At 71.8% G+C, this 15723-nt stretch carries 13 protein-coding genes and 1 tRNA gene; 5 read left to right on the plus strand and 9 right to left on the minus strand.

All coding sequences use genetic code 11. From position 1 onward, the window contains the following. Positions 1-26: 26 nt before the first annotated feature. A complete protein-coding gene (locus tag ACQEWB_RS17355; protein WP_432831879.1) occupies positions 27-986 on the plus strand; it encodes an ABC transporter ATP-binding protein in 960 nt (319 codons plus the stop codon). A 6-nt stretch (positions 987-992) separates the two neighbouring features. Here ACQEWB_RS17355 and ACQEWB_RS17360 read toward each other — a convergent pair whose 3' ends face one another. From ACQEWB_RS17360 to ACQEWB_RS17375, 4 genes are all read right to left on the minus strand, one after another. Beyond that, positions 993-1658 (minus strand): hypothetical protein, encoded by a 666-nt coding sequence (locus ACQEWB_RS17360; RefSeq protein WP_432831881.1) that lies wholly within the window; start codon positions 1656-1658, stop codon positions 993-995. Then, on the minus strand, positions 1655-2068 hold the full coding sequence (locus ACQEWB_RS17365; RefSeq protein WP_432831883.1) for an acyl-CoA thioesterase: 414 nt from the start codon (positions 2066-2068) through the stop codon (positions 1655-1657). The genes ACQEWB_RS17360 and ACQEWB_RS17365 overlap by 4 nt, the downstream gene beginning before the upstream one ends. Positions 2069-2074: 6 nt before the next feature. After that, positions 2075-3739: an energy-dependent translational throttle protein EttA gene (gene ettA / locus ACQEWB_RS17370; RefSeq protein ID WP_432831885.1), complete on the minus strand. Its 1665-nt coding sequence runs from the start codon at positions 3737-3739 to the stop codon at positions 2075-2077. Positions 3740-3866: 127 nt separating this feature from the next. Then, positions 3867-4553, minus strand: coding sequence for a TetR/AcrR family transcriptional regulator (locus tag ACQEWB_RS17375; RefSeq protein WP_432831887.1), 687 nt, complete (start codon positions 4551-4553; stop codon positions 3867-3869). Between the two features lie 53 nt (positions 4554-4606). Here ACQEWB_RS17375 and ACQEWB_RS17380 point away from each other — a divergent pair, with 53 nt between their 5' ends. After that, positions 4607-5722 (plus strand): FAD-dependent oxidoreductase, encoded by a 1116-nt coding sequence (locus tag ACQEWB_RS17380; RefSeq protein ID WP_432831889.1) that lies wholly within the window; start codon positions 4607-4609, stop codon positions 5720-5722. A 68-nt stretch (positions 5723-5790) separates the two neighbouring features. Here the strand turns inward: ACQEWB_RS17380 and ACQEWB_RS17385 are convergent, their stop codons facing one another. The 5 genes from ACQEWB_RS17385 to ACQEWB_RS17405 form a co-directional block, all read right to left on the minus strand. Beyond that, positions 5791-6156, minus strand: a complete 366-nt coding sequence (locus ACQEWB_RS17385; RefSeq protein ID WP_432831890.1) for a hypothetical protein — start codon at positions 6154-6156, stop codon at positions 5791-5793. 102 nt (positions 6157-6258) lie between these two features. Further along, positions 6259-7668, minus strand: coding sequence for a Cys-Gln thioester bond-forming surface protein (locus ACQEWB_RS17390; protein ID WP_432831891.1), 1410 nt, complete (start codon positions 7666-7668; stop codon positions 6259-6261). 271 nt (positions 7669-7939) lie between these two features. Continuing rightward, positions 7940-8413 carry a single-stranded DNA-binding protein gene (locus tag ACQEWB_RS17395; protein WP_432831893.1) on the minus strand — a complete coding sequence of 158 codons (474 nt, stop codon included), beginning with the start codon at positions 8411-8413 and terminating at the stop codon, positions 7940-7942. A 237-nt stretch (positions 8414-8650) separates the two neighbouring features. Continuing rightward, complete coding sequence (locus ACQEWB_RS17400) at positions 8651-10402, minus strand: GTPase (protein WP_432843861.1); 1752 nt, start codon at positions 10400-10402, stop codon at positions 8651-8653. 237 nt (positions 10403-10639) lie between these two features. Further along, positions 10640-12247: a dynamin family protein gene (locus ACQEWB_RS17405; protein WP_432831894.1), complete on the minus strand. Its 1608-nt coding sequence runs from the start codon at positions 12245-12247 to the stop codon at positions 10640-10642. 321 nt (positions 12248-12568) lie between these two features. Here ACQEWB_RS17405 and ACQEWB_RS17410 point away from each other — a divergent pair. From ACQEWB_RS17410 to ACQEWB_RS17420, 3 genes are all read left to right on the plus strand, one after another. Further along, positions 12569-12641, plus strand: a tRNA-Arg gene (locus ACQEWB_RS17410). Positions 12642-12906: 265 nt separating this feature from the next. Next, complete coding sequence (locus tag ACQEWB_RS17415) at positions 12907-14508, plus strand: MFS transporter (RefSeq protein ID WP_432831895.1); 1602 nt, start codon at positions 12907-12909, stop codon at positions 14506-14508. A 147-nt stretch (positions 14509-14655) separates the two neighbouring features. Further along, on the plus strand, positions 14656-15615 hold the full coding sequence (locus ACQEWB_RS17420) for a D-2-hydroxyacid dehydrogenase family protein (protein WP_432843863.1): 960 nt from the start codon (positions 14656-14658) through the stop codon (positions 15613-15615). Positions 15616-15723 lie beyond the last annotated feature (108 nt).

The raw sequence follows: 15723 nt of genomic DNA on the forward strand, positions 1-15723 counted from the left end.
CGAGTCCCCATCCAGGAGACACCCCGATGACCACGACCAACCCCACCCTCGCCGACCTGGCGGCCCGTGCGACGACCGCCCGCAACCGCCCCACCTACGGCCATGACGCCCTCATCACCTGCGACCGCCTGGTCCGCATCTTCACCACGGACGGCATCGAGGTCCAAGCCCTCCAGGGCCTCGACCTCCTGGTCCGCGAGGGCGAACTCATGGCCCTGGTGGGCGCGTCCGGCAGCGGCAAGTCCACCCTCATGAACATCCTCGCCGGCCTCGACACCCCCACCGCCGGCGCGGCCCGGGTGGCAGGCCGCGACCTCCTCACCATGTCCGCGAAGGACCGCCTGACCTACCGCCGGACCACCGTCGGCTTCGTCTGGCAGCAGACCTCCCGCAACCTGCTCCCCTACCTCACAGCGGCCCAGAACATCGCCCTCCCGATGCAGCTCGCCGGCGGCCGGAGTTCGCGCCGCACCCAGTCCGAACGAGCCCTGGAACTCCTGGAGTTGCTGGAGATCGCCGACTGCCGGGACCGCCGCCCGCACCAGATGTCCGGCGGCCAGCAGCAGCGCGTGGCGATCGCCGTGGCCCTCGCGAACAACCCGGCCGTCCTCCTCGCCGACGAACCCACCGGCGAACTCGACTCGCACACCGCGGAACAGGTCTTCGCCGCCTTCCGCACCGCGAACGAACGCCTCGGCACCACCATCGTGATCGTCACCCACGACCAGGCCGTGGCCGGCGAGGTGCGCCGCACGGTGGCCATCCGCGACGGCCGCACCTCCACGGAGGTCCTGCGCCGCAGCGAGGTCGACGAGACGACCGGCCACGAGACGATGGTCGCCCGCGAGTACGCCATGCTCGACCGGGCCGGCCGCCTCCAACTCCCCGCCGAGTACACCGAGGCACTGGGCATGAAGGACCGCGTCGCCCTGGAACTGGAGCCGGACCACATCGCCGTATGGCCGGACGACAGCGAGCAGGGGTGAGACCGGTCAGCGCACGCTGACGTCCAACGCCCCGAGCCCCGCCCGCCGTACGGCGATCGACCCGTAGGCCGTACGCAGCCGCAGCCACGCCCCCGACGAGAACAACGCCAACTCCCCGCCCCGCAGGAACCCGAGCGACTGCGCCGCGTGCACGGCGCGTACCGGCAGGTGGGTGTCCCCGACCGTCCGGGACCAGATGTCCCGCCCGATCCGGTCGAGTTCGGCCCGGGTACGCCCCTCGGGCGCCAACTCCTGCGTCCGGGACCGGAATTCGGCGACGGCCACCCCGACCATCGCCCGCAGCGCGTCCGGCGCGGGCAGCCCGGGCTCGGCCCGCCAGCCGCCCCGCGGCGGCAGCACGCCCGCCCACGGCGGCCCGGTCACCGCCCCCGGCACGACGGCCGTGGCCGCCGACTCCTCGACCGTCTCCAGGAGTTCACCGGCGGACACGGTCACGTCGAGTGTGACGTCCAGCCCGTCCTCGTACGGCTTCGCCAGCCGTACCGCGCGGATCGCCAGCACCTCGAAGGACGGCGGCCGTCCGAAGACGGCGAGCGCGGTGCCGGCCGCCTGGACACGTACCGCCGCTCCACGGTCGTAGTGGAGCAGCCGGGAGAGGAAGGCCGCGAGGTCCGCCGCCTCCCCCTCGTCGGCAAGGTGGAGCACCGTCATGCGGCGACGGCCTCCTCCTCTTCGTCGTCCGTGTACTCCTCCAGGAACTCCCGCTCCTCGGAGGTGATCCGGCGCGGGCGCTGGGCCTCGAAGTCGAACGGCACGACGACCGTCGAGGCCCGTACGTAGACCAGGTCGTCGTCCTTCACCTCGTAGCTGATGGTGAAGGACGCGGCCCTTATCTGCGAGACCCACAGCTCGATGTCGACCGGGTGGTGCCGGTGGACGAGCTGCCGCTTGTAGTCGATCTCGTGGCGCGCCACGACCGACCCCTGCTTGAAGTCCTTCTCCGGACGGAAGAGGAAGTCGATACGGGCTTCCTCCAGGTACCGGACGAAGACGGCGTTGTTGACATGGCCGTAGGCGTCCATGTCGGACCAGCGCAGCGGGCAGCGGTAGACGTGACGCAAGATCGATCAGCCCCGGGTCAGCTTCTTGTAGGTGGCACGGTGCGGACGCGCGGCGTCCGGGCCGAGCCGCTCGATCTTGTTCTTCTCGTACGACTCGAAGTTGCCCTCGAACCAGAACCACTTCGACTCACCCTCGTAGGCGAGGATGTGCGTGGCGACCCGGTCCAGGAACCACCGGTCGTGGGAGACGACCACGGCCGCGCCCGGGAACTCGAGCAGCGCGTTCTCCAGCGAGGACAGGGTCTCGACGTCGAGGTCGTTGGTCGGCTCGTCGAGGAGCAGCAGGTTGCCGCCCTGCTTGAGGGTGAGCGCGAGGTTGAGGCGGTTGCGCTCACCACCGGAGAGGACGCCGGCCGGCTTCTGCTGGTCCGGGCCCTTGAACCCGAAGGCGGAGACGTACGCGCGGCTCGGCATCTCGACCTGGCCGACGTTGATGTAGTCGAGCTCGTCGCTCACGACGGCCCACAGCGACTTCTTCGGGTCGATGTTCTCGCGGCTCTGGTCGACGTACGAGATCTTGACGGTCTCGCCGACCTTGATCGAACCGGAGTCCGGCGTCTCCAGCCCCTGGATCATCTTGAAGAGGGTGGTCTTGCCGGCGCCGTTCGGGCCGATGACGCCGACGATGCCGTTGCGCGGCAGCGTGAAGGAGAGGTCGTCGATGAGGACCTTCTCGCCGAACGCCTTGGAGAGGTTGCTGACCTCGACCACGACGCTGCCCAGCCGGGGGCCCGGCGGGATCTGGATCTCCTCGAAGTCCAGCTTCCGCATCTTGTCCGCCTCGGCGGCCATCTCCTCGTAGCGGGACAGCCGCGCCTTGGACTTGGCCTGCCGCCCCTTGGCGTTGGACCGCACCCACTCGAGCTCTTCCTTGAGCCGCTTCGCCCGCTTGGCGTCCTTCTGCCCCTCGACCTTGAGGCGGGAGGCCTTCTTGTCGAGGTACGTGGAGTAGTTGCCCTCGTAGGGGTGCGCGCGCCCGCGGTCGAGCTCGAGGATCCACTCGGCGACGTTGTCGAGGAAGTACCGGTCGTGGGTCACGGCGACGACGGTGCCGGCGTACTTGGCGAGGTGCTGCTCCAGCCACTGCACGGACTCGGCGTCCAGGTGGTTGGTGGGCTCGTCGAGCAGCAGCAGGTCGGGAGCCTCGAGCAGCAGCTTGCACAGGGCGACGCGGCGGCGCTCACCACCGGAGAGGTTGGTGACGGGCCAGTCGCCGGGCGGGCAGCCCAGGGCGTCCATGGCCTGCTCCAGCTGCGTGTCCAGGTCCCACGCGTTGGCGTGGTCCAGGTCGTCCTGGAGCTTGCCCATCTCCTCCATGAGCGCGTCCGAGTAGTCGGTCGCCATCAGCTCGGCGACCTCGTTGAACCGGTGCAGCTTGCCCATGATCTCGGCGGCGCCGTCCTGCACGTTCTGCAGGACCGTCTTCGACTCGTCGAGCGGGGGCTCCTGGAGGAGCATGCCGACGCTGTACCCGGGGGACAGGAAGGCATCGCCGTTCGACGGCTGCTCCAGCCCCGCCATGATCTTCAGAACGGTGGACTTGCCGGCACCGTTCGGCCCGACCACACCGATCTTCGCGCCGGGCAGGAAGCTCAGCGTCACGTCGTCAAGGATCACCTTGTCGCCGTGCGCCTTACGCGTCTTGCGCATGGTGTAGATGTACTCAGCCAAGAGAAACCGTCCGGCAGCTTGAAATCAGGCAGTGGGCAGATACACCCCATCTTGCCGTACGTCCATCCCCGGACGGAAACGCGTATGACGAGCCGCCCCTGACCTGCGGTTTCGCTTCCAAGAACAATCAGGGCCGGGTGAGTTTCGCGGCCACCGCGTGGAGGACCCAGTCCAGGCCGGTCGTGAAGGACGTTCCGGCGTCCACGTCCGTGCCGTCGTACACGAGCTTGCTCACCGCCGGGAAGCGGCCCGTGGCCAGCATGCGCGTCAGGTACGGGCCGGAGGCGCGTTGCCAGTCGTGCTTGGACAGGCCCGTGGCGCGCTCGGCGCGCAGGTTGGCGATCTCGCGTCTGATCGCGCCGGTGGAGTAGGCGCTGACGGTCTCCACGGCGCGCATGACGGTGTCGATGTCGGCGAGGCCGTCGAGGGCGGTCAGCGTGGCCTCCGCGACGGCGAGGCCGTTCGGACCCAGGGCCGGGCGGCCGCCGAGCAGGTCGGCCAGCCATTCGTGGCGGAGGGCGGTCTGCCTGGTGCGGTGGGCGAGGGTGTGCAGCGCCTCCCGCCAGTCACCGGGCTGCTCCTCGGGGATGATCTCGGCCTGGACCTCGTCCACCATGAGGTCGAACAGCTCCTCCTTGGTGGAGATGTATCCGTACAGCCGCATCGGGCCGGCGTTCAGCCGGGCGGCGACCTTGCGCATCGACACCGCCTCCAGCCCGCCCTCGTCGGCCAGCGCGACGGCGGCGGCGACGATCCGCTCCCGGTCGAGCGGCACGGGGCGAGTCGGCGGCTCCGGCCGGTCCCACACAGTCATGCCCACACCGTACCGCTGGGATACGCCGTACCTTTTCGATACAGTGTATCGCCATGAGAGAGCGCATCGCAGTCGTCGGGGGCGGTCCCGCCGGCCTCACCTTCGCCCGTGTCCTGCACCGCCACGGCCATCCCGTCACCGTCCTCGAACGTGATCCCGCGCCCGACGCCCGTCCCCCGGGCGGCACGCTGGACCTGCGCGAAGAGCTGGGCCAACTCGCTCTGGGCAAGGCGGGGTTGCTCGAGGAGTTCCGGGCGCTGTCCCGCCCCGAGGGGCAGGCCATGCGCATCCTGGACACGGACGGGACCGTCCTGCGCGACTGGCGACCCCGCCCGGACGAACAGGCCAATCCCGAGATCGACCGCCGGCAACTCCGCGACCTGCTGCGCGGCCCTCTCGACGTCCAGTGGGGCCGGGGCGTCACGAGGGTGGTGCCGGGGACCCGGGACGGCGTGCGGGTCCATTTCGAGGACGGGCGGCAGGAGACGTACGACCTCGTGGTCGGCGCGGACGGCGCCTGGTCCCGGATCCGCCCGGCCGTCTCATCGGCGACGCCGCACTACACCGGCGTCACCTCGGTCGAGACCAGCCTCGACGAAGTCGACACCCGCCACCCCGACCTCGCCCGGCTGATCGGCGACGGTTCCGTGGCCGCGTACGGCGTGAACCGCTCCCTCGTCGCCCAGCGCAACAGCGGCGGCCACGTCAAGGTCTACGCCAAGTTCCGCGCGCCTCTGGACTGGCACGCGGACCTGGACCTGGCCGACGTCGAGGCCGTGCGATCGAGCCTGCTGGCCCTGTTCGACGGCTGGGCCGCGCCCGTCCTCGACCTCCTCCGCCGTGGCACGGCGTTCACCCACCGCCCCTTCCACGTCCTGCCCGTGTCCCACACCTGGGCCCACGTCCCCGGCGTGACGCTCCTGGGCGACGCCGCCCACCTGATGCCCCCGTTGGGCGCGGGCGCGAACCTCGCGATGCTGGAAGGCGCCGAACTCGCCGAGTCCATCGCCACCGGCCCCGAAGATCTGGACGAGGCCGTCCGCGCCTTCGAGGAACAGATGTGGGTACGGGCCGGCAAGTGGGCGAAGATCACGACGGCCGGCCTGGAACGCCTCGTGAGCCCGGACCCCACCGAAGCGCTCGCGCTGTTCGACCGAGTCCAGCCGTAGACGGCCGCTTGCGGTGTCTTCGGTCCGGCACTCGCGCCAGTCGCCCCGAGGGGGCGTGTCCGCCCCTGTCAGTCGTCACCGCCCGCCGTACGGCGGGCGAGCAGCAGAGCGGCGGCCGCCACCGCACCCGCGGCCCCGACCGCCCCGGCCGAGCGAAAGGCGCGCGACGAGCGCCAGGACAGGATCGACCACTGGGAGTGCGCGGAGAGCACGGAACCCTTGCTCAGCCAGGAGCCGGCCGAGATGAGGGACAGCGCCGATCCGATCGAGCCCACGGAGAGGGCGCTGCCGATCGAGCCGATGGACAGGGCCGAGCCGACGGAACCGATGGAGAGGACCGAGCCCACCGAGCCGATCGACAGTACCGAGTCGTGCGACCAGAGGGAGAGGATGGACGGGACGTTGTCCCCAGGCAGTACCGGTGACTTGGTCATGGCCTCATCCTGCCCATCGTGGCCGCCGATCCGCACGCGTTTGGCCGAGCGCGCGGACGGCCGCCCCGAGCCCCGGGCCCGGCATGGACGCACGGGGAAGGCTCACTCCCCCGCCGACGTCTCCTTCTTCCCCGTGAGCACCAGCGCCGCGCCCCCGATCACCACCAGCCCGATGGCGACCCCCGCGATCAGCGGCGTCGCGCTGGTGCCGCCGGTCGCGGCGAGGTTGGTGTCGTCGGTGGTGCCGCCCACCGTGGCCGGGCTCGGTTCGCTGAGCGTCTGGACCGCGTCGCCGCCCTCACTGGCCTGCGTCTTGCAGTCGAGGATCCCGGTGAACCGCTTCTCGAGCCCGCCCGGCCCCGTGATCGTGAAGTCGTACGCCTGGTCCTCCTGGAGCGGGATCGTCACCGTGCTCGACCCGCCCGCCGGGATGCTGTACTCGGCCCCCATCAGCGCGAAGGTGAACGGCTCGTCGCCCTGGTTGGCCGCGGTGATGTCGACCCCGCTCTTCGCGCAGTTCCGCGCCGCGGACAGGGCCGGTATGGCCCCCTTCTTCGCCCAGGCCGCGCTCGCCGTCGCCGACACCGTCGACTCGCTCGATCCGGCCAGGATCTGCGTCTGGCTGCGGCTCTCGGAGGCGAAGGCCCGGCCGACCGGCACGGTGGTGGAGGCCTGCACGGTCAGCTCGGCCGAGCCCGCCGCGGTGTCCTCGGGCACGTCGAAGAAGACCTGGCTGCCGTCGGCCGCCGAGGTGAGCGGCTTGCCGTCCTTGCCGACGATCCGTACGCCCGTGATGGCCGCGTCGGCCGGCGGCGTGAGCGTCACGCCGGCCGCGTTCGTGTGTACGGTCACCGGGCCGAGCAGCTCGCCGGGGTGGCCGGAGACGGCGGGCGGGTCGAGGGTGAGTGAGGCCTTGGGCTCCGCCACGTCGGCGGCGCTCTTCTGGAGGTAGTCGGCGAGCTTCTCGGCCTGGGGGTCCACGGCGTCGACGTCCGCCCCGTCCGAGTACCGCCAGATCGCCACCTGGGTACCGGCCGCCGCGTCCTGCTCGGTCAGCCCGCCCCGCACGCCCGCCTTGCTCGCGAGCGCGGCGAGGTCGTTGACCTGCGGGTAGGAGTTCTCCAGGATCCAACGGATCCGGCCGGCGTCCTTGTTGGCCCCCAGCGAGGTCCCGCTCCAGGGCGTCTCGTGGTACTTGGCGTCCCGCTGGGTGGGGTTGTGGAGGTCGACGCAGTACGTCTGCAGGGTGCCGCCCCCGTCGACGGACATCTCGAACAGGCCCGCCGAGACCTGCTGGTCGCCGGTGTCGCCGTGGATCACGGCCTCCCCGTACGTCTTGAGGCCGCCTATCGTGGCGGTCGCCCCGCCCTGGCTCTGTGTCGTCTCCTCGGCGACGGCCGACCCGGCCCCGGCGAGCACACCGGCGGCGACGAGCCCGGACACCCAGGTCACGGCGGCGAGGCGGGCCGCCCCTCGCCTGCGCGGCGACAACGCAGAGAACGAAGCAAACACCAAATTCCCCTTCGAGCAGGACCCGTTGACGTGGGGGGTTACGGTCCCACCGGCAGAATCAGAAGCCCCGAGAGCCACGAGAGCTTTGCCCGGCATCCTATGGACGCGGGCGCACCCCGCTTCCCGGTCATACCGTCGGACAACAGATCCGACTCGGAATCGTTATCGCCAACACGGCCCGTGAGCAGGGCTTATCGACAAATCCACCGGGTCGTTCGGAGCGCATTCGTCGATAAGCCGCAGTCCGGTCAGCTCGGGGCACTGTCTGACATCACGCCACCGCAGCGGGCTCCGGCTCCTGTTGGACAACCGCCGGATCCGAACCCCCTGGCGGTGTCTCCCAGTTGGGCTCGGGCCGGGTCGCCGACCCCGCCATACCCATCTCCGGCTTGCTCGCCCGCCGGAAGGCCGACGTGCCCCTCGCGAGGTCGTGGCCGATGGCGACCGCGTCGAGGTCAGCCGAGGTCCAGTTCTGCCCCTCCCTGATGTCCGAGCGCACCTTCAGCCGGCCCTGCACGATCACGGGATCGCCCACATCGAGCGAGGCCCCCACGTTCACGGCGAGCTGCCGGTTGGCCCACACCGTGAAGAAGTTGGTGTGGCCATCGGTCCACTCGCTCTTCTCCCGGTCCCAGTAGCGCGAGGTCACCGCCAGCCGGAACCGCGCGGACGGTCCCGAGGCCAGATCCCGGTACACCGGCCGCGTCGCCACGTTGCCCACGGCACAGACGATCGTCTCGTTCATCGCGAACCCCTCCCTCACCCGGCCGCCGAGGCCGGGCGGACATGCGTACGGGCCCGTCCCGTACGGCTGCGTCTGCCGCGGCGACCACGTGCTCCGTGATCGCCGCACCGCCAGACTGCCTCCGTCGGGCCGAGCCCGCTGAGCCCTGTGGACCACCGCCCGCCTGTGGAAAACTCCATCACCCGGACGAGTGAGCCACCGTCACCGCCACAGGCCTCTACGGGGCCCACGGGGCGCCTACGTGGCGCCCACCCCCACGACCCGCCCGTACTGCTCCCGCACCTCCCGGTACCGCAGCAGCTCCGCCGCCACCGGATCCAGCACCCGGGCCCGCCCGCAGCCCGCGGCCGCCTCCCGCAACCGCCGTTCCGCGTCCATGCCGTACCGCCTGGAGGGCCCCCGCGCCGCCATCCGGCAGCTCCACTCGACCAGCGGGCCGCCGACGATTCCGGTCACCATCAGCAGTACCGGCACGCCGAGGTTCGGCGCCATGAACCCGATGATCTGCCCCAACAGCCAAAGCCCGCCGACGACTTGGAGGATCGTCATGGCCGCCTGGGCGAGTACGGCGGCCGGCCACCAGCCCGGTCGCGGCGGCCGCCCCGGTGGCAGTCCGGCCCGTGCGGCCAGGTCGTCGAGCGCCTCGGGCAGCCCCTGCGATCCGCGTACGGCCGCCTCGCGCACCGCCTGCGCCCAGGGTGCGGGCAGTCCGGCCGAGGCCCGGTCGGCGAGCGTCCGTACCGCCTGCTCGACCCGCTGGCGGGCGGTGGCCTCCTCGTCGGCCTGCGCCCGCAACGGCAGCCGTCCCGTGGCCGGTTCGTACCGGTCCTGGTACCAGCGCCACAGCCGCAGCCAGGGCGTCCCGCAGGCCTTGTTGGCGTTGCGCAGCCACGCGCGCTCGGCCGCCTCGCCGGCCGCCGTGGCGCCCACCGCGTCCGCGAGCCGGGCGGCGAACTCGTCCCGCGCCTCCTCGCTGAGGCCGGTGCGCCGCCGGGTGGCGTACACGGGCCACAGCCCGGCAGCGGCGGTGTCCAGGTCAGCCGAGATCCGGCGCGCCGGAGCGCCGCGCTCCGCCACGAACTGCCCGAGGACCTCGCGCAGTTCGCCGACGCCGTCCCCGGTGAGCGCGGACAGCGCGAGCACGGTGGCGCCCGGTTCGCCGTACTCGCCGAGCGCGATCCCGTCCTCGTCGAGCAGCCGCCGCAGGTCGTCGAGGACCTGCTCGGTGGCCTCGCCGGGCAGCCGGTCGGTCTGGTTCAGGACGACGAACATGACCTCGGCGTGTCCCGCCATGGGCCGCAGATAGCGCTCGTGGAGCACGGCGTCGGCGTACTTCTCCGGGTCGACGACCCAGATGACGGCGTCGACGAGGGCCAGGATGCGGTCCACGTGCTCGCGGTGCTGCACGGCGGCGGAGTCGTGGTCGGGCAGGTCGATCAGGACGAGCCCGCGCAGCTGCGCCTCCGCCTCGGCGCTCTGCAGCGGGCGTCTGCGCAGCCGGGGCGGGATGCCGAGCCGCTCGATGAGGCTCGCGGAGCCGTCGCTCCAGCTGCACGCGATGGGCGCGGCCGTGGTGGGCCGTCGTACGCCCGTCTCCGAAATCGCCACCCCGGCGAGCGCGTTGAAGAGCTGCGACTTGCCGCTGCCCGTGGCGCCCGCGATGGCGACCACGGTGTGCTGCCCGGAGAGCCTGCGCCGCGCCGCCGCCTCGTCCAGGACCCGGCCGGCCTCGGCGAGGGTGCGGCTGTCGAGCCGGGTGCGGGAGAGCCCGACCAGTTCGCGCAGGGCGTCGAGGCGCGAGCGCAGGTGTCCGTCGTACGCGAGCGGGGCCGCGGGCGGCGCGTTGTGGCCCCGGGCCTCCACCATGGCCGCGTGCTCGGCGGCGGCCCCTTCGGTCACGCGCCGGGCGATGAGCCCGTCGTCCCAGGGGTCCGCGGAATCCGTGGCCTCCGTGGAGTCCGTGGCGTCCACGGAGTCCGTGGCGTCCATGGAGGTCTTACCGCCCTCCACGCGCGCGTGGTCGTCGCGTTCGGGCCCTTCAGGGGCCTCCGAGGCGTCCGGCGCATCGGGGTGCGCGGCCTCGGAAGTGCCGTCCCCAAGGGGGCCGTTCCCGGAAATCGCGTCCTTGGTGTGGCCGTTTCCGCTGTCGTCGTCGTTCTCGGTCACCGCGTCCCCCGTGTGATCGGCGTGCTCGGTGTGGTCCTGGTCAGTGACGGCGGTCACCAGTCACCTCTCCTTCTGCAGTACGGACAGCGCGGCGATGAGTTCGGCCTGCGGCTCGGGGTGGACGTCGAGCGCGTCGAGGGGAGCGAGCCGGCGTTCCCGTTCGGTGTTCATCACCTGGTCCAGGTGCTCGGTGAGCAGCCGTCCGCCCCGGTCGCGCAACCGCAGCGCCCCGTGCGCGCCGATGCGCTCCGCGAGCCCCTCGCCGGCCGAACGCGCCCGGCGTCCGCCGAGCAACGCGGTGGCCACCAGGGCGGCGACCACCTCGGGATCGGGCGCGACACTGCGGTCGAGCTCGCGCACCTCCTCCTCGGCGTACTCCTCGAGCTCCCGCCGCCACCGCCGTACGGCCATCCCGATACGGTGCTCGGCGCTCTCCAGCGACGGGTCGCGCCCCGCCAGCTCCGGGGCGCCCGCGGCGGGTTCGCGCCGCCAGGCCTCGTCCACGCGCTCGTCGGCGGCGGTCACGGCGCACAGCAGCAGCGCGGCCAGGCTCTCCGTGAGGGCGTCCAGGAGCTCCCCGGCGTCGCAGTCCACCGGAAACGCGCGCCACCGCTTCAGCGCGTCCCCGGCGAGTACGGCCCCGGCCTGCAACCGCCCTCGCACGCGCGCGTGCTCGCTGTCGTACGCCCCGTCGACGGCGGAGGTGAGCCGAAGGGCCGCCGCGTACTGCGCGGCGGCGGCACTGGCGAGTTCGGGCATCCGCGCCTTCAGCGAATTGAGCACCCCGTAGGCGGTACGAGCCATGACGTGCTGCCGCGCCGCCGGATCCTGCGTCAGGTGTACGAGCCAGGTGCGCAGCGACGCCACGGCGGTGGCCGGCAGCAGCCCGCCGCCCCAGGCGGACTCGGGCAGTTCGGGCACGGTGAAGCGGGGTACGTCGCCGAGGCCCGCCTTGGTGAGGAGGGCGCCGTACTGGCGCGAGACCTCGGAGACGACCTGGTGCGGCACCCGGTCGAGCACCGTCACCAGGGTGGCGTCGTACTCCTTGGCGGTGCGCAGCAGATGCCAGGGCACCGCGTCGGCGTACCGCGCGGCGGTGGTGACCATGACCCAGATGTCGGCCGCGCAGACGAGTTCGGCGGCCAGGACGCGGTTGTCGGCGACCAGGGAGTCGATGTCGGGCGCGTCGAGCAGGGCGAGGCCGCGCGGCAGGGTGTCGGCGGTCTCGACGCGCAGCACGCGCGCGGGGTCCTCCCCGGGCAGCAGCAGATCCTCCGCGCCGTCCTGCTGGGGCACCCACACGCGCGTGAGGTCGGGCAGCACGCGCATCCCGCTGAACCAGTGATGGTCCTCCGGATGGCACACCAGCACGGGCGTCCGCGTGGTCGGGCGCAGCACGCCGGCCTCGCTGACCCGCCGCCCCACAAGGGAGTTGACGAGGGTCGACTTGCCGGCGCCGGTCGATCCCCCGATGACAGCCAGGAGGGGTGCTTCGGGCTCCCTCAACCGGGGCACCAAGTAATCGTCTAGCTGAGCGAGCAGTTCGTCGCGGTTGGCACGCGCGCGTGGAGCCCCCGCCAGGGGCAGCGGGAAGCGTGCGGCGGCGACACGGTCGCGCAGGGCGGAGAGTGCGTCGAGCAGCTGAGGCCGTACGTCCAAGGTCACCACATGCGAAGAATGCCCAATTTTAGGGGAATTCTGAAGCATATGAGCATGTCTGCGCGCCGACCGGACACAAGGGACGGAAGGGATGACTGGGACGCGGGCACAGTCCAGGCATAACGAGTGCACAACACCCGGGGCGTGAGCGGCCAAAAGCGATGCACGATTCGTACCTGCCTGCGATTATCAGGACCGCTTCACTGAACCTCCACATCGAGCCACGGAGGCGAAGCAACAGGGACACGGATGCGGGAGCCCTATCCTTGTCCCCGGCAACGTCACGGACCGGCCCACACCCGGGCACCCAAGACAGCGGCCACACACCCGGCCCCCGTAGCTCAGTGGATAGAGCAGGCGCCTTCTAAGCGCTTGGCCGCAGGTTCGAGTCCTGCCGGGGGCGCAAATACCCTCTGACCAGCGGAGACGCTGGTCTTTTTCTTTTCTCCGCGGATGCGCGGCGCCATCGGGCCAAGCGCCTTGCCCCCACGATCTCGGATTCCGATCGCCCGCCACGCCCTCCGATGTCGGATTTCCCCACCCCTCCGCCCCCGCGCATCGGATTCCTCCGCCCCGCAGCCCCCTGGCCCGCGTCTCCTCGCCGATTCGGCTGAAAATGTCGGGCGTATCAACCGTCCCCGGTGCCTCGCACCGCAAGGGAGAGTCCAGTGAACGTCACGACCTCGGTGTCCCCGCCGGTCGAGCGGCGGGCGGCGACGCTTGTCATGGCTTGCGTCGGTGTCTTCGTCGCCTATCTGCCGGTGACCACCGTCTCGGTCAGCCTGCCCGCCGTCCAGCGGGCCCTGCATGCCTCGACCTCCCAACTGTCCTGGGTGTCCGACGCGTTCGTCCTGCCGATGGCCGCCCTGATCCTGACCGCGGGTGTCTTCGGCGACGTCCACGGGCGGAAGAAGGTCTTCCAGGCCGGACTCGCCAGCGCCGCCGTCGGCGCGACCGTCGCCCTGTGCGCGCAGAACGTCCAGACGCTGTGGGTGGGTCAGGCCTTCGCCGGGCTCGGCGCCGCCGCCCTGCTGCCCACCACCCTCGCCCTGATCAGCCACGTCGTCCCGGACCACCGGGCGCGCGCCAAGTTCGTCGGGTTGTGGGCGTCCGCCCTGATGCTGGCGCTCGCCCTCGGCCCGCTGATGGCCGGCGTGCTCCTGGACCACTTCGCCTGGCGCTGGGTGTTCCTGCCGGCCATCCCCGTCTCGCTCGCCGCGATGGCGGTCGCGGCCCGCGGCCTGACCGAGTCCCGGGCCCCGGGCTCGGCCTCCCGACGCCTCGACTGGCCCGGCCAGTTCACCGCCGCGCTCGCCGTCACCGCACTGGTCTACGGCGTCATCGAGGGCGGCGCGGAGTCCTTCACGGACGTCAAGGTGCTGGTCGCCCTGTTCACCGCGGCCGCCGCCGGAGTCGCCTTCGTGCTGGTCGAGCGGCGCAGCGGCAGCCCGATGCTGGACCTGTCCCTGTTCCGCAGCCCCGGCTTCACCGCCACCACCCTGGTCGCGATGATCACCTTCCTCGGGCTGATCGGCTTCTTCTTCGCCCTGAGCCTCTACTTCGGCATGGTCCAGCAGCTGGACACCCTGGAGGCCGGCTACCGGCTGCTCATGGTCACCGCGGTGTGCCTGGTGGTGGGCCCGGTCGCCGGCCGGCTGATGCACCGCGTCCAGCCCCGCTACCTGATCACCGGAGGCCTGCTGGTCAGCGCCGGCGCCCTGTTCGCCCTCACCGGCATCGGCGTCGACACCTCCTTCGGCTCCCTGGCCTGGCGGCTGGCCCTCCTCGGCCTGGGCCTCGGCTTCGTCATCACCCCGATGACGGCCACCGCGGTCGCCTCGGTGCCGCACCACCTGGCCGGCATGGCGGCCGCCGGCAACAACGCCTTCCGTCAGGTCGGCGGCGCCCTCGGCCCGGCCGTCCTCGGCACCCTGCTCACCACGAAGGCCACCGACGCCCTCCCCGGCCACCTCACCGCCGCCGGCCTCCCGCAGGCGACCGTCACCACCGTCACCTCGGCGGTGGACCAGGGCGGACTGGGCGCCGCGGCCGGCCTGAACCTCGGCGCCGACCAGGGCCGCGCCCTCGGCGCCCTCGGCGAGGCCTTCCTCGACGGCCTCCACCTGTGCCTCCTGGTCTCCGGCACCCTCGCCCTGCTCGCGGCCCTCGTCGCCGCGGTCCTGCTGCGCACCCCGCGACAGCGGACCACCCGGGTGACAGGCGGCGAACCCCACCGCGAGGACACGCCGGCCGGCCTGGCGAAGAGCTAGGGCGTGACACGCCGGTACGACGACGACAGCGGCGGTGGGCTCCCCGAGCGGGGCTCACCGCCGCTGCCGTACCCGACACAGCCCCCGCCCCCGTCGTACGCCACCATTGCTGATCTGCCCCGAAACGCCTCGACGAAGGGACCCACCGTGCGGCTCCGCTGTGCTGTGCTCGACGACTTCCAGCAGGTGGCGACCGAGCTCGCCGACTGGTCACCCGTGGCCGGCGAGGTGGAGACCGTCTCCTTCCCGGAGCACTTCGGCACCGAGGACGAACTGGCCGCCGCCATCGCCGACTTCGACATCGTCGTCACCCTGCGCGAACGCGTTCCCTTCCCGGCCTCGCTCTTCGCCCGCCTGCCCCGGCTGAAGCTGCTCGTCGCCTCCGGCATGCGCAACACCGTCATCGACTACGCCGCCGCCGAGGCGCACGGCGTCACCGTGTGCGGCACGGCGAGCACCTCGACCCCGCCCGTCGAACTGACGTGGGCACTGATCCTGGGCCTCGCCCGCGGCCTGGTCGAGGAGACCAACGCCCTGCGTTCCGGCGGCCCCTGGCAGCAGACGGTCGGCGCCGATCTGCACGGCCGTCACCTCGGCATCCTCGGTCTCGGGAAGATCGGCAGCCGGGTCGCGCACGTCGGCCTCGCCTTCGGCATGCACGTCAGCGCCTGGAGCCAGAACCTGACCAAGGAGTACGCCGACGAGGTGGGCGTCCGACTCGCCGCGTCCAAGGAGGAGTTGCTGGCCGACAGCGACTTCGTCACCGTCCACCTGGCGCTGAGCGACCGCACCCGCGGACTGCTCGGGCCCGCCGAACTCGCCCTCCTCAAGCCCACCGCCCACCTCGTCAACACCTCGCGCGCCGCGATCGTCGACCAGGACGCCCTGCTCGCCGCCCTGCACGAGGGCCGTATCGCCGGCGCGGGCGTGGACGTGTTCGATGCCGAACCCCTGCCCGCCGGCCACCCGATGCGCACCGCGCCCCGCCTGCTCGCCACGCCCCACCTGGGCTATGTCTCACGGGCGAACTACGAGACGTACTACGGAGAGGCCGTGGCGGACATTCGCGCGTTCCTCGACGGAACACCCGTGCGGCGGCTCGGCTGACTCGACCGGGTGGTCATGAGGGGTTCAAAAAGGGTGATGCACCGATGAACGGCGTGACCCTCCGTCAGCGGGCGCGTTGAAGGGGGAGTGCGGCGGCGAGTGGTGCCG

Origin of the sequence: Streptomyces sp. CA-249302 (assembly GCF_050936785.1) — a bacterium.
Lineage (GTDB): Bacteria > Actinomycetota > Actinomycetes > Streptomycetales > Streptomycetaceae > Streptomyces.